Annotated in this window: 12 protein-coding genes; 6 read left to right on the top strand and 6 right to left on the bottom strand. The window is 64.2% G+C overall.

All coding sequences use genetic code 11. From position 1 onward, the window contains the following. The first annotated feature begins 151 nt into the window (after window positions 1–151). The 5 genes from IEX24_RS03415 (at window position 152) to IEX24_RS03395 (ending at window position 6,978) form a co-directional block, all read left to right on the top strand. Complete coding sequence (locus IEX24_RS03415; protein ID WP_188673673.1) at window positions 152–1,726, top strand: ABC transporter substrate-binding protein; 1,575 nt, start codon at window positions 152–154, stop codon at window positions 1,724–1,726. Window positions 1,727–1,795: 69 nt separating this feature from the next. Further along, window positions 1,796–2,737 (top strand): ABC transporter permease, encoded by a 942-nt coding sequence (locus IEX24_RS03410; protein ID WP_188673670.1) that lies wholly within the window; start codon window positions 1,796–1,798, stop codon window positions 2,735–2,737. Then, complete coding sequence (locus tag IEX24_RS03405) at window positions 2,734–4,848, top strand: dipeptide/oligopeptide/nickel ABC transporter permease/ATP-binding protein (protein WP_188673667.1); 2,115 nt, start codon at window positions 2,734–2,736, stop codon at window positions 4,846–4,848. The genes IEX24_RS03410 and IEX24_RS03405 overlap by 4 nt, the downstream gene beginning before the upstream one ends. 7 nt (window positions 4,849–4,855) lie before the next feature. Continuing rightward, window positions 4,856–5,761 carry an ATP-binding cassette domain-containing protein gene (locus IEX24_RS03400; protein ID WP_229715056.1) on the top strand — a complete coding sequence of 302 codons (906 nt, stop codon included), beginning with the start codon at window positions 4,856–4,858 and terminating at the stop codon, window positions 5,759–5,761. A 71-nt stretch (window positions 5,762–5,832) separates the two neighbouring features. After that, window positions 5,833–6,978 (top strand): flavin reductase family protein, encoded by a 1,146-nt coding sequence (locus tag IEX24_RS03395; RefSeq protein ID WP_188673661.1) that lies wholly within the window; start codon window positions 5,833–5,835, stop codon window positions 6,976–6,978. A 155-nt stretch (window positions 6,979–7,133) separates the two neighbouring features. On the opposite strand, the gene IEX24_RS03390 is transcribed toward IEX24_RS03395, so the two are convergent. The 6 genes from IEX24_RS03390 to IEX24_RS03365 form a co-directional block, all read right to left on the bottom strand. Beyond that, window positions 7,134–8,624 (bottom strand): aldehyde dehydrogenase family protein, encoded by a 1,491-nt coding sequence (locus tag IEX24_RS03390; protein ID WP_188673658.1) that lies wholly within the window; start codon window positions 8,622–8,624, stop codon window positions 7,134–7,136. 5 nt (window positions 8,625–8,629) lie between these two features. Beyond that, window positions 8,630–9,511, bottom strand: a complete 882-nt coding sequence (locus IEX24_RS03385) for an SDR family oxidoreductase (protein ID WP_188673655.1) — start codon at window positions 9,509–9,511, stop codon at window positions 8,630–8,632. Between the two features lie 53 nt (window positions 9,512–9,564). Next, window positions 9,565–10,623, bottom strand: a complete 1,059-nt coding sequence (locus IEX24_RS03380) for an amidohydrolase family protein (RefSeq protein ID WP_188673653.1) — start codon at window positions 10,621–10,623, stop codon at window positions 9,565–9,567. Window positions 10,624–10,859: 236 nt separating this feature from the next. Next, entirely contained in the window at window positions 10,860–11,606 is a 747-nt protein-coding gene (locus tag IEX24_RS03375) for an SDR family oxidoreductase (RefSeq protein ID WP_188673649.1), read from the bottom strand. 71 nt (window positions 11,607–11,677) lie between these two features. Continuing rightward, window positions 11,678–12,088 (bottom strand): MmcQ/YjbR family DNA-binding protein, encoded by a 411-nt coding sequence (locus IEX24_RS03370; RefSeq protein ID WP_188673646.1) that lies wholly within the window; start codon window positions 12,086–12,088, stop codon window positions 11,678–11,680. A gap of 4 nt (window positions 12,089–12,092) precedes the next feature. Next, entirely contained in the window at window positions 12,093–13,031 is a 939-nt protein-coding gene (locus IEX24_RS03365) for an LLM class F420-dependent oxidoreductase (protein WP_188673644.1), read from the bottom strand. Window positions 13,032–13,198: 167 nt separating this feature from the next. On the opposite strand from IEX24_RS03365, the gene IEX24_RS03360 reads away from it, so the two are divergent. After that, window positions 13,199–13,369: a CsbD family protein gene (locus tag IEX24_RS03360; RefSeq protein ID WP_188673641.1), complete on the top strand. Its 171-nt coding sequence runs from the start codon at window positions 13,199–13,201 to the stop codon at window positions 13,367–13,369. The last annotated feature ends 320 nt before the right edge of the window (window positions 13,370–13,689 follow it).

Here is a 13,689-nt window from a genome sequence, read left to right as displayed (position 1 = left end):
AGCGTCTGTTTTGATAGTAAGTCGAAACTCCGAGGGCGTCAACAAGCCAAATCGGTGATTGACAGACTGTCATACTAGACATACCGTCTACTCAGAGGCGCGGGCATCCGGTGCCCCGTTCATTCACACAACGAAGCGTGGAGACCATCACATGAGAAGTAGTTTTCGAGATCGGCGCGGCGGGGTCATCGCCGTCACAGCGGTCATAGCTCTTGCCGCAGCAGCGTCGTTGAGCGCCTGCTCCGGCTCGGCGAGCGCAGATTCGTCTGACAACACGACGCTGACAATCGCCATGCCGTCGCCGCCCATCAGCATGGACCCGAGCAAGAGTGGCGGCACGAACACGACGTTCCACCTGCCGGCCTACGGCACTCTGCTGCACGACCAAACACTGGGGCAGCCGCCCGTGCCGAGCCTTGCGGAGTCATACACCTGGCTCGGCAGCGGCCCGCAGGTGACTTTGCAGGTGAAACTGCGTTCAGGTCTGATGTTCTCTGACGGCACGGCCCTCGACTCGGCGGCCGTGAAGACGTCGATCGAACACTTCAAGAGTGGCGGCGGTTCGTTCTCGAGCACCGCAGCAGTCATCGCATCGATCGACACACCCGACCCTCTGACAGTGGTTTTCAACCTGTCGAAACCGAACACGAACTTTCTGTACGGCCTTTCTGACGGCACTACGACCGGCATGGGCGAAATCATCAGCCCCACTGCGCTCGCCGGCAATCTCGACGCGCTCGGCACAACTACCGACGGCGCCGGCCCGTACATGCTGAGCAGCACCGGCACGGTGCAGGGCTCGGAATACCACTACCTGCCGAACCCCCACTACTACGACCCCTCTGGCATCAAGTACAAAGAGGTGGTCATCAAGGTGATCGCCGACTCGAACACCGCCCTCGCCTCCTTACAGTCCGGCCAGATCGACGTGGCCAACGGCTCGACCGACACCTACCAGAGCGCGCAGAGCTCGGGCGTGAAGGCCGAGGTCTACAACACGAACATCAGCGGGCTGTGGATCAGTGACTGGAACGGCAAGGATGCCCCGGCCCTCGCCGACCCTCGAGTACGCCAGGCGATCAACATGGCTGTCGACCGCACATCGATCGCGAACGCTGCCACCAATGGGCTCGGCAAAGCGACGGCTCAAACCGTTCCCGTCGACGCGCTCGGCTATGACGCCAGTCTCGACAGCACGTACTCCTACGACCAAGACGGGGCGAAGAAGCTGCTCGCCACCGCCGGGTACGCGAACGGTTTCACCATGTCTGTGGCGCTGCCCGGGTTCGTGCCGAGCGCGGTCAAGATCGGTCAGGCCATCGCCGCCGAGCTTGCCCAAGTCGGCATCACCGTCAACATCACCGTTGCGACGACCTTCCCCGAGTACGCGAAGGATGGCCGAAGTGGAGCATTCTCTGCGGTGATCTACCCGTCGCCGGGCCTCACCGGAATGTCGAACTCGTACTCGGTGCTCTACTCGCCTGCCGGCGTCATCAACCCGCAGGCCATCACCCTGCCTGACGTCGACGCATCAGCAGATGCGGCAGCCGCGGCATCCACCGATGCATCACAGGCCGCATGGGCGGCGACCAACAAGATCGCGGTCGACCAGGCCTACTCGGTGCCGATCACCAGTGACCCGACCATCATCTTCCATGACACCAAGGTGAACAACGTGGCGGTCTTCGGCATCATCAACCCCGTTTACATCACGCCCGCTTCGTAACCCACTAACGAAGGCGGTGGGGTGCTCTCGCGTCAGATACGAGAGCACCCCCTGCTTGGAGGCAAAGAATTGCTAGTCATTCTTCTTCGGCGGTTGGCGGTGTCGATTCCGCTGCTGTTCGCCGTCTCATTTCTCACCTTTCTGCTCGTCTCCCTCACCCCGGGCGACGCGGCCTACACGGTGCTCGGCTCGTCGGCCACTCCCGACCAGCTCGCCGCGCTGCGGCAGCAGATGGGCTTAGACCAGCCCATTCTGGTGCAGTATCTCAACTGGGTCACCAGTGCACTACAAGGAAACCTCGGCCACTCGCTGATCACCGGGCAGTCGGTGAGCGAGGCGATCTTCCAGCGCCTCGGGCCGACCCTCTCGTTGGTGGGAATCGCCACCGTCGCGATCGTGGTCATCGCCGTGCCCCTCGGCCTCACGAGCGCGGTTCGCGGCGGCCGACTCGCCACCTCGATCGACACGATCTCGTTCGCCGGGGTGGCCGTTCCTAACTTCATTCTGGCGTTGTTCGCCATTCCCGTCTTCGCCGTCTGGCTGCACTGGCTGCCGCCGAGCGGTTACGTGCCCCTCGCCTCGTCTCCCAACAAATGGGCGCTTTCGTTAGTTCTGCCGGTGGCAACGCTCGCCTTCGGCGCCGTGGGCATCATCGCCAAACAGACGCGAGCCGCCGCCGAAGACGTGATGAGCAGCGAATTCGTGACCGTGCAGCGCGCCAATGGCTACGCACGCCAGTCGATCATTTGGAAGCACGTTCTCAAGGCTTCTGCGGTGCCGATCATCGCGTACCTCGGTGTGGTGATCGTCACGCTCTTCAGTGCCACCGTGCTCATCGAGACGATCTTCGCTATTCCTGGGCTCGGCGGACTCGCCGTGCAGGCCTCTTCTCAGGGTGACCTGCCGATGCTCCTGGGCGTCACGGTGGTCTTCACCCTCATCATCGTCTTGATCAATATCGTTCTCGATGTCGTATACGCACTTGTGAACCCGAAAGTGACCTTCCGATGACTACTCGCCGCGGCACCGTCTTTCGCACTCTCATCACAAACCCGGTCTCGATTCTCGCTCTGATCTGGCTGGCGATTGTGATCATCGGCATGCTGATCGTGATTCCGCTGATCTCGCGATACTCGCCGACCGAACAAGACTTGGCGGCCACGCTGCAGCTGCCGAGCGCCGCCCACCTACTGGGCACAGACTCTCTCGGGCGTGACATTCTCGCCCGCTTGGCCTGGGGTTCGCGCGTCACCATCACCGGCGTCGTTATTGTCGCGGTCATCGCGAACGTCATCGGCGCCACCATGGGTTTGATCGCCGGTCACTTCAGGTCGGGTCTGGATGCCACGTTTACCGCCTTCGCCGACATGCTGCAATCCATTCCCGCGTTGGTCGTGCTGCTCTCTGTGGCAGCGGTGACCTCCCGTAACGTCACCGTCGTCATGGTCGTGCTCGGAGTGCTCATGTCGGCTGGCGCCTACCGGGTGTTCCGCGCCTCGACGCTGAACATTCGCGGCGAGCTGTTCATCACAGCTGCGCGCACCTCGGGTCTGCGTGAGGGCCAGATCATGGTTCGCCACGAGCTACCTCGACTGCTCGGCCAGCTGGTGATTCAGTCGTCGATCATCGCCTCGCTGGCGATTGTCGTGCAGGTGGGTTTGGGCTTTCTCGGCATCGATGCTGCGCCGCCGAACCCGAGCTGGGGCGGCATGATCAAAGAGGCGTCGACCTCGATCTACACGAACATCTGGCCGCTGATTCCAACGTCTGCCGTGGTGGTACTGACCATTTTGGCTTTCTCCACGCTCGGTGATGTGGCGCAGCGCGCCGTTCTTGGCCGACGCCGGCACAACGGGCTCAGTCGAGCGAAGATCTCGAGGTCGGTCGCGAAGACTGCTGCGCGGGCATCCGGAGCCACGGTTTCTGCAACCCAGGTCGCCAGCACCGCTGCTTCAGCAGGTGCGGCAGCAGGGGCGATCAACCCGATGCTCGTCATCAGCGACCTCACCGTCTCAGTGCCGAAAGACGGCTCATCGGTGAAGCTGGTCTCGAACGTCTCGCTGACGCTGCTGCCCGGCGAGGTCGTCGGGTTGGTGGGCGAGTCGGGCGCCGGAAAGTCGGTGACCGCGCGGGCCGCGCTGGGCATCCTTCCCGCGGGGGCAACCGCGACCGGTTCGGTGGTGCTCGACGGCCAGGAAGTGCTCGGGGCGTCGGAGCAGACCCTGCAGAAACTGCGCGGGTCGAAGATCGCCTACATCGCGCAGGAGCCGATGGCCGCGTTGAACCCGGCGTACCGGGTGGGCAACCAACTGATCGAGATCGTTCGTACTCACCAGAAACTGAGCCGCAAGGCCGCCCGGCAGCGGGCCATTCAGCTGCTCGAAACAGTGCAGATCAAGAACACCGAGCACGTGCTGAAGGCCTACCCGCACCAGATCTCGGGAGGCATGGCCCAGCGCATCGTCATCGCGATCGCTCTGTCAGGCGACCCCGATGTGATCGTCGCCGACGAGCCTACCACGGCACTCGACGTCAGCGCGCAGATGCAGATTCTCGATCTGCTGCGCACCCTGCAGAAAGAGCGCGACCTTGCCGTGCTGCTGGTCACTCACGACTGGGGTGTGGTCGCCGACCTGTGCGACCGCGGCATTGCGATGTACGCGGGCGAGATCGTGGAAGAGGCCGAGGTGGCACCGCTGTTCGCCCACCCGCGGCACCCATATTCGATGGCCCTGCGGGCATCCGACCCGCACGCACAGAAGCGGGGTGGCAGGCTCCACTCGATACCCGGAGTGGTGCCACCACCCGGAACGTGGCCGAGCGGCTGCCGCTTCGCCGATCGGTGCGGATTCGCGACCGACGCATGCCGCGAGCAGGCGGTGCCACTAGAGCTCATTGAAGACCGGCACGCTGTGCGGTGCATTCGCGTCGACGAAATCGTCGTCGAGATCGAGGAGTTGAGACATGAATCAGTCACGGGCGAGCGAACGGCGGTCAGGGCAGAGGCCGTCGAGCACGATGCTCTCGAGCGGGTCACGCGTGAACAAGCAGCTGCCGACTCAGCAGCTGTCGAATCAGCAGCTGTCGAGCGAGTCACAATCGAGCGGGTCAGCGTTGACTGAGCCACTGTTGACTGAGCCGCAGCTGACCGAGCCGCTGTTGACCGAGCCGCTGCTTCGCGTGACCGATCTCGCCGTCGACTACAAGCGACGCCGCACGGTCGCCCGCGTCGTCGAGAATGTCAGCTTCGACATCGTCGAGGGTGAGACGTTAGGGCTGGTCGGCGAGTCCGGCTCGGGCAAGTCGACCATCGGCAACGTCGTACTCGGCCTCGTGCCGGCCGCAGCGGGCGCCGTGATCTTCGACGGCGAAGACATCACCCACGCGTCGCCGAAACGCCGGCGTGAGCTGACCAGCGACATCCAGGTCGTTTTTCAAGACCCGTACGGCTCGCTGAACCCAGCTCGATCGATCGGCGCGACTCTCGCCGAATCACTGGTTGCGAGCGATGCGACGCTGACCAGAAAAGAGGTCACCGCCAGGGTGCACGAGTCGCTCGACACCGTCGGCATGGTGGCGAGCGTCGCACAGCGGTTTCCGACGGAGTTCTCTGGCGGGCAACGGCAGCGCATCGCGATAGCGCGCGCGTTGATCGTGCGCCCACGCTTGGTGGTGTGCGACGAAGCCGTCAGCGCACTCGACCTCTCGATTCAGGCCCAGGTGCTCAACCTGCTCGACCGATTGCGTCGTGAGCGCAGCCTCAGCTACCTCTTCATCTCACACGACATCGCGGTGATCGGCCACCTCTCCGATCACATCGCAGTGCTCGACCGCGGCCGCATTGTCGAGACCGGCACGACCGCCGAGGTCATCGATCATCCGCAAGACGCCTACACGCGCCTGCTGCTCGCAGCAGCCCCGGTGCCAGACCCGGCCGCCCAGAAGAAACGCCGTGAGGCATTTCGCACCCAGCGCGCCGAGTACCTCGCGAGCACCGGTGCCGTCACCGGCCTGGTGTCGACAACGCGGCTGTAACCCGGCCGTAACCCAGCTGTGACGCGGCCTTGACCCGGCTTCGACCAGAACGATTTAAAGGACTAACCACCATGACGATCGACCCATTTCTCTTTCGCGAAACGCTCGGGCACTACCCCACGGGCGTCGCGGTCATCACCGCGATCGTCGATGGTCAACCCGCGGGCATGGTCGTCGGCACTTTCTCCTCCGTGTCGCTCGACCCGCCTCTGGTCGCGTTTCTGCCCACCCGAAAGTCGCAGAGTTTCGCGAAGATCAGAACAAGCGATGCCTTCTGCATCAATGTGCTCGCCTCTGATCAAGAGCCGCTCTGCCGCCAGCTGGCGACGTCGAGCGAGCACAAGTTCGACGACGTGTCGTGGCGGCCAGGGCCGTTGGGCTCCCCCGTGCTCGACGACGCCGTGTCATGGATCGAATGCACCTACGAAGATATCCGCGAGGCCGGTGACCACTTCATCGTTCTCGGCCTGGTGCACGACCTTGCGGTTGCGCGGTCGACCCTGCCTCTGCTGTTCTTTCAGGGCGGTTATGGCCGGTTCTCCCCCGGCTCGTTCGTCGCTGCACCCGACCCCGAGTTGATTCAGTCGGCACGCATCGCCGAGTCTATGCGGCCCCAGCTCGAAGCGATGAGCGCAGAGTTTCAGGTGAACTGCAGCGTGCTCGCGCGCATCCGCTGGGATGCCGTGCAGGTTCTCGCGGCCAACCAGTCGCCCCTGCACGAGGCCTTTCCGCTCGGCTACAAACAGCCCATCGTTCCGCCGCTCGGCACGGTCTTCTTAGTGGATGCGCCCGAGTCAGACATCGACGTCTGGCTGTCAAGAGCGGCCGACGACAGCGCCGAGCAGCGTGCCGCGAATGTACAGCTGCTCGAGAATGTGCGCACGCGCGGGTACTCCGTGCTCGCCGCCGAGCCCGAGGTCATCAGACGCCACGAAGCGGCGCTCTCGGAGTTCGAGCTCTCTGATCGCCTGCCGCGCCACGAACGTGAAGTGCGGCGCGCCACCTCTGAACTCGGTGCCTTTCTCGGGTCGGAGCTGGTGCCCGGTCAGACGTACGATCTGGCGAGCATCGTGGTGCCCGTACCGGCCACACCAGATCAGCCGACGCTGACCTTGCGCATGACAGGCATGCACCCGGGCGCATCCACTGACGAAGTGCACACGTGGATCTCACGGCTGCAGCAGATCGCCGCCGACGTGACCGTACCCGCGGCCTGACGCCCTGACGGCTTCCCGACCCCCTCGTGTCAATCGAGAGGTCGAAATCTCTCCCAAAACGTGCCGTATTGGAGAGATTTCGACCTCTCGCTGGTGTGTGACCGGCGGGGTCGGGGGTGGGGGGCGGGGTCGGGGGTGGGGGGCGGGGGCGCGGGTCAGGCCGCGGGCTGCGAGATGGCCTTGGTCTGCAAGAAGCCTTCGACGCGGTCGACACCGCCGCCAGCCGCACTGTCGTTGTACATGTCGCGGGCGATGAACGGCACGCCACGGTCGCCGTTGATCAGCAGCTGGCCGGTGTTCAGGCCGCGAGAGAACTCGGTGGCACGGGCGACGTCGCGACTGAACACGGCTCCTGACAGGCCGTAGGTCGTGGCGTCGTGCAGTGAACGTGCCTCTTCCTCGTCGTGATAGGGGGTGAAGGTGAGCACGGGGCCGAAGATCTCCTGCTGAAAGATGCGCATCTCGGGGGTGACGCCCGAGAAGATCGTCGGCTCGATGTAAAAGCCGCGATCGAACGCTGCCGGCCGCCCGCCGCCCAGAACGATCTGAGCGCCCTGATCGACACCGCTCGCGATGAGCTCTTCGATGCGCGCCCGCTGCTTCGCCGTGATCACCGGGCCCATCACCGTCGCTTCATCGGCCGGGTCGCCGAACGCGAACGACTGCAGTTTCGCCGCGGTGGCTGCGAGAACTTCATCGTGCCGGTCAGCAGGCACCAGGATGCGCGTGGTCGAGAAGCACGCCTGACCCGAGAACGGCACGCAGAACGACTGCACCGAGCCGAGAAACACGTCGAGGTCGGCGTCGTCGAGCAGAATCGCCGCCGACTTTCCGCCGAGCTCGGCGATCATCGGCCGAAGCAGCTGCCCGCATACGGCAGCGATCTGACGGCCGACTGCGGTCGATCCGGTGAACGACACTTTCGCGATACCGGGGTGCGACACCAGCGCGGCTCCGGCGGCCGAGCCACCGGGCACGATGTTGTACGCCCCGGCGGGCAGGCCGGCCGCACTGAGAATCTCGGCGAAGACGTAGCTGTCGAGAGTGGTTTCGGGTGACGGTTTGGTGACCACCGTGCATCCGGCAGCCAACGCGGTCGCGGCCTTGAACGCCATCAGAATCGACGGCGAGTTCCAGGGAGCGATGGCCGCGACCACGCCCAGCGGTTCGCGGCGCAGAATCGTCTGGTGACCGAAGCGGTCGACGAGCTCTTCGTTCTGCAGCTGCTCGGCCTCAGCCGCCGCCTGACGATAGGCGACCTCAGTCAGCCCCACGTCTTGGTTGACCCACCAGCGCGGTGCGCCGTTTTCGAGCTGGATGATCTGCTTCAGTTCGTCGGAGCGATCACGAATACCGTCTGCGATGGCACGCAGCACTTTCGCTCGCTCGGCACCCGACGTGTTGCTCCAGAGCGGAAACGCTCGCACAGCAGAGGTCACCGCTCGGTCGACGTCGGCGGCGTTCGAGTCGGGAACGCTGCCGATGACCTCTTCGGTCGCCGGGTTGATCGCCTGAATGCGTTCATCGCTCTGGGCGCGCACGAAGGTGCCGTCGACGAAGAGTTCGTTGCGGTCGATGGTGNCGTCGACGAAGAGTTCGTTGCGGTCGATGGTGGTCGGTGCTGAGGTTGTTGTCGTCGTCGTCATGTACGTCATGCTCCTTGCGTCTGGGGTGCGGGCGTCGGGGTTGCGGGTGCGTGCTCGGGGGTCGCCGCGGTGGTCTCTGCAGCGGTCTCTGCGGCAGGCGCCGCACTCGGCGGGGCGGGGTACTCGTCGGCGAAGGCCAGCGGGTCGAGCAGCACTGCCGCCTGCTTGGCGAGCAGCCGCTCATAATCGGGGGTCGCCGAGGCGAGAAAACGGCCGTTGTCGAGGGCGTCGAGCAGAACATCCACAGCCTGTTCAGGCGTCTGCCTTTCAAGAGCCATGACGCCCTTCGGCCGCTCGACACCGGGAGGGGGCGTACCGAAGTTCGTCTTCGTGAGGTCGGGCGAGAACAGTGTCACGCCGATGTCGTGCGGAGCCAGAGCCAAGGCCGTCACCTGGGCCAGCCCGATGACTGCGGCCTTCGAGGCGATGTAGTGCGCGGTGAGCGGGCCGAGTGGATGCCCGGGAATCAGTGCGAGCGACGAAGTGGTCATGATGACATGACCCGACCCGCGCTCGGTGAGGTGCGGTATGAACGCACGCAGTACCCGCGCCATGCCGATCACGTTCAGGTCGAACATCACCGTCCAGTCGTCATCGGTGAGGTTCACGATGGGGCTCGCCTTCGTGATGCCGGCGTGGCTCATCACGATGTCGACGTTGCCGAAGCGTTCGAGCGCGGCATCGCGCGCTGCGTCGACCTGCTCGGTGCTTCGCACGTTGCACTCCACCGCCAGGCCGCCCAGTTCACTAGCCAGGCGGTTCGCCGCCGCCATGTCGACGTCGGCGATCACGACGTTGCCGCCACGTTCGACGACTTGTTCGGCGAAGCGCTTGCCCATTCCGCTCGCGCCTGCCGTGATGAACGCGGTCTTGTTCTGGTAGTCCATTGTTTTTTCGACTCCTCATTTAAGTCGGTTGGGTGGTCAGCTTGTGCGGTCGTCTACGGGGTCAGCTTGAACAGCCGGTCTGAGTTCTCGTGCAGCACTTTGCGCCTCGACGCATCGTCGAGGGTCGTCGTGCTGCGAGCCCATTCGATTGCCTCGGGATCGCGGGCGTACGGGTAGTCCATGGCGAACAGAATGCGGTCGATCGGCGTCGTGCCGAGCACCGTCTGAAACGGCGCGTCGGTGAAGAACCCGCTCGTCGAGACGTAGAAGTTGTTCTTCCAGGCATGCCCGACGTGCGCCGACATCTCGGGTGACGCGCGATGCATCACCTTGATGGTGCGCCCGATATAGAAGGGAATTCCTTCGCCGTCGTGCCCGAGAATGATCTGCAGCTTCGGGTACCGCTGAAACACCCCCGACAAAATCAGCCGCATCGCATGCACGGCCGTCTCGTAGTGCCAGCCCATGCCGCCGGTCGACAGCATCATGCCGAACTCCCCAGGCAGGTCGGAGTAATACGCATCGACCACCGCCGCGGGAACATACGTCGGGTGCAGGTACAGAGGCACCCCGAGCGCTTCGGCCGCCTCGAGAATGGGCGTGAACGAGTCGTGATCGAGGTAGTTACCGTGGGTCGGCCCGTAGATCATCGCGCCCACGAAGCCGAGCTCGGTGACACTGCGCTCGAGTTCTCTGGCTGCGGCCTCTGGGTCGGGGGTCGCGAGTGTCGCCAAGCCTGCGAAGCGGGTCGGATGCTCGGCAACCGCCTTCGCGAGCGCATCGTTAGCCCCGGCAGACACCGAAATGGCCGTCTGGGGCTCCATCGAATGCACCTGAGTCGCCGCAGACGACAGCACCTGCACGTCGATGCCGACCTCGTCCATGTCGGCGATTCTCGCGTCGCCGAGATCGGCGAGCTTCGCGCCGAGAATCGGCGGCATCAGCCGCTCGGGACCGTCGAGCACGGCCGCAAGCTCGGGCGTGCGAAAATGCTCCTCTACGGCCACTGTACGAATGCGCGCACTGCTCGCCGCTTCGGTCGCACTCGCTGTTTCGCTTGAATCTTCGTTCGTACTCGTGCTTGTCGTTCCGGCCTTGTCGTTCGTCGACATCACCCGGTCCTCTCTGGCTCACGTCGTCGTCAGCCCGAATGTCAAAAGAGACACTATGTCTACGATGACAATCTAGATGCCATCCGTCACCACGTCAACTCGACGATCGTCATTGGCCACGGTCATGCGCCGACCTCTCCCGTATTCAGGCTGTTCGCCGCATCGAGACTGCAGTATGCGACGATCGACCTCTCTGGCCTGATACCCGCGACGAACGGCCCGCGCAGACGCAACTGTTAGAGCAGGGTCAGCCACTCCGCGTACGTTTGGGTACCAAGCTGGGCAGACGAATCAGGCAGGAGTGTTCGGTTGCGCAATGCCGTGCCGAAACCGCCCGGCAAGGGCACCTCGAGAATTGTGCCTCTGGCGTGGGTCGCAGCCACATAGGCCGTCACCATGTCGACCATTCGAAGCACCTCGGGCCCGGCGAGATCGGTCGCTCGCCCGGCCGGCGCATTCTCGGCGAGCTCGACCAGGCGATTGGCGACCTCCCAGGCCGCGATGGGCTGGGAGATCATCTTCGGCACGACGTGGATGGGGCCGAGCTTCGCTTGGCCGAAAATCTGAGAAGCGAATTCGTGAAACTGGGTTGCCCGAAGAATTGTCCAGGGAATGCTGCCCTCGATGACGATGCGTTCTTGCAGGGCTTTGCCCGCGTAGTAGCCGTAGGGCGCATTGTCACTGCCGACGATGGAGAGGGCGATGTGATGCCCGACGCCTGCGACTTTCTCGGCCGCGAACATCCTTTCGGTGACGGTGCCGAAGAAGTGCTCGGATTTCTTTGCAGATTGGGTCTGAACCGAACTGACGTCGATTGCGACGTCAACGCCCTGCAGGGCGCCGGCGAGGCTGGGCGCGCTGCCCGTCATGAGGTCGACCCCCGCAGCGCGAGACAGCGTAATCACGTCGTGCCCGCGACGCTCGGCGCCCTCGACCACGTAGTGGCCCACGACTCCAGTGCCTCCGGCGACGGCGATCTTCATGGGGCGTTCCTTTCGCACGAGCGATGCGTCGATACCTGATTCGTTGAGGCAACGGTAATGGCAAGCGAGCCTTAGCGGCCGCTGAAGTACTCTGTGACGAGCTTCGAGGGTGCTTTTACCGCCCACGCCTCTGTCACGACTTCGACGAGGCGTTCGCGTTCGATTTCACCGAGCGTGCTTTGCTGCACGAGCGCGGCGTTGTACCCCGTGAAGTGGTCGATGGTGAAGAACGGCAATGACTCGTCTTGCACTAGTGCCAGCTTGGTGTCTTCATCTGCCACCGAGATGACCAGCAGATCGGTGTACGGCTCACCACTGGTGGGGTCGATCGCAGTCCTGCCTGGTGGCCGGTACATCACGAAACCCTTGGCTTTCGGCCCGCGCGGCACCTTGTAGGTGGGCCTGCCACCCCACGAGGTTGAGAGTTCGACCTCGGGCAGGCTCTCACAGATCAGCGCAATGTCAGCGGGCGTCGCTTTCACATCGCTACGCCCGCACCAACGGCGCAAGCGCCTCGCCGAGCGCCGCCACGACGCCGGGCACATGGCCGTTGAGCGGTGCGTTCACGACGACGCCGTCGACACCGGCATCGAGAATCTCGGCCTTGATGCGCTCGGCGATCGTCGGTGCGGTGCCCACAAACACTCGGTTGCGGCGTTCTTCGGGCAGGGCATCCAGAATCGCGTCGGCCTCAGCCTGCGTTTCGACGACCGCCGCGCTCGCGAGGTAGCTCGTCGACAGCGTGGCGGGGTCGCGGTCGATCTCTTCGGCGCGCTGCTTCAGCACCTCGAGTTTGCGCGGCAGGTCTTCGAGGGCGCAGATGATGTTCATGTGGTCGGCGTACCGAGCCGCGAGGCGGAACGTCTTCTTCTCGCCCTGCCCGCCCAGCATGATCGGGATGCTCTCGCGGTACCTCGGCACGTTCATCGCCCCGTGCGCGCGGTACCACTTGCCCGTCACCTCTGGCCGTTCATCGCGCAGCATGGGGTGGATGATCTGCAGCGCCTCATCGAGCTTCTCGAAGCGTTCGGTGAAGGTGTCGAAGTCGAACCCGAGCTGTTCGTGCTCGAGCTCGAACCAGCCGGCGCCGAGGCCGAGAATCGCTCGGCCGTGGCTGATCACGTCGAGGGTGGTGACCGTCTTGGCAAGCAACGTCGGGTTGCGGTAGGTGTTGCCGGTGACGAGGGCCGAGAGTTGGATGCGGCTGGTCGAGGCGGCGAGAGCGGCCAGCGTCGAGTACGCCTCAAGCATCGGCTGATCGGGGGTGCCGATGCCGGGCAGCTGGTAGAAGTGATCCATCACGAGCACCGTGTCGAAGCCGCTGGCCTCGGCCTCGCGCGCCTGCGCGACCACGGTGTCGAAGAGCGACGAGACGCCGCCCGGGTAGGTGAAGTTGGGAATCTGATAGCCGAGCGAAATCGTCATAGCGCTTACGTTACGCCCGCTCGGCACCCCCGGTGGAGGGTTATACGTGCGACGCCGCGATACGTCTACCACTAACGCTGGAGCTCGCAGATGAGTAACGTAGCTGTCGTCAGTGACGGCCACGCCCAACCGGCGCGCCAGTCACGCCAACCGAAAGGAGACCCATCATGGGTGTCGGAGACAAGATCAGCAACGCCGCAGAAGACGCAAAGGGCAAGGCCAAAGAGACCGTCGGCAAGGCGACCAACAACGACTCACAGGTCGCCGAGGGCAAGGCCGACCAGGCCTCGGCCGGCGCCAAGAACGTCGGCGAAGACGTCAAAGACGTCTTCAAGTAGCCACCCGCGCCCTGCACGCCGCGGCGATCACAACAACTCCCTCACAGATCCATTTTTGAGGGAGTTTTTGTGATCCCCGCGAGCCGGCCGGCGCGCGGGGGCCTCGGGTAGTTCCACACCGACTCCTGGCTGGCGCCCGGCTCCTGGCGAACGATCTGAGTGTGCTTCATGCCGCGACGCTACGGGCGCAGGCCGAACGACGGCTGTCAGCCCCGCAATCCCGGGCAGGCGGCGGCCACCAGCGCAATTCTGAGTATTCTCACATGGTCAGTGCGATGTGTGCGCGACCCCTGTACGACGCCACGAGCCCAGCGGTACTC

Source organism: Subtercola lobariae (genome assembly GCF_014640255.1).
Classification (GTDB): Bacteria; Actinomycetota; Actinomycetes; order Actinomycetales; family Microbacteriaceae; genus Subtercola; species Subtercola lobariae.
The sequence above is the reverse complement of the archived record's forward strand: the minus strand, read 5'-3'. Positions and strand labels throughout refer to the sequence as shown.

What these genes read in the sequence shown, in the direction of transcription:
- IEX24_RS03385 (WP_188673655.1), bottom strand. Translation starts at nt 9,511, where the DNA reads ATGGACTACCAGAACAAGACCGCGTTCATCACGGCAGGCGCGAGCGGA.
- IEX24_RS03380 (WP_188673653.1), bottom strand. Translation starts at nt 10,623, where the DNA reads ATGTCGACGAACGACAAGGCCGGAACGACAAGCACGAGTACGAACGAA.
- IEX24_RS03395 (WP_188673661.1), top strand. Translation starts at nt 5,833, where the DNA reads ATGACGATCGACCCATTTCTCTTTCGCGAAACGCTCGGGCACTACCCC.
- IEX24_RS03365 (WP_188673644.1), bottom strand. Translation starts at nt 13,031, where the DNA reads ATGACGATTTCGCTCGGCTATCAGATTCCCAACTTCACCTACCCGGGC.
- IEX24_RS03415 (WP_188673673.1), top strand. Translation starts at nt 152, where the DNA reads ATGAGAAGTAGTTTTCGAGATCGGCGCGGCGGGGTCATCGCCGTCACA.
- IEX24_RS03360 (WP_188673641.1), top strand. Translation starts at nt 13,199, where the DNA reads ATGGGTGTCGGAGACAAGATCAGCAACGCCGCAGAAGACGCAAAGGGC.
- IEX24_RS03375 (WP_188673649.1), bottom strand. Translation starts at nt 11,606, where the DNA reads ATGAAGATCGCCGTCGCCGGAGGCACTGGAGTCGTGGGCCACTACGTG.
- IEX24_RS03405 (WP_188673667.1), top strand. Translation starts at nt 2,734, where the DNA reads ATGACTACTCGCCGCGGCACCGTCTTTCGCACTCTCATCACAAACCCG.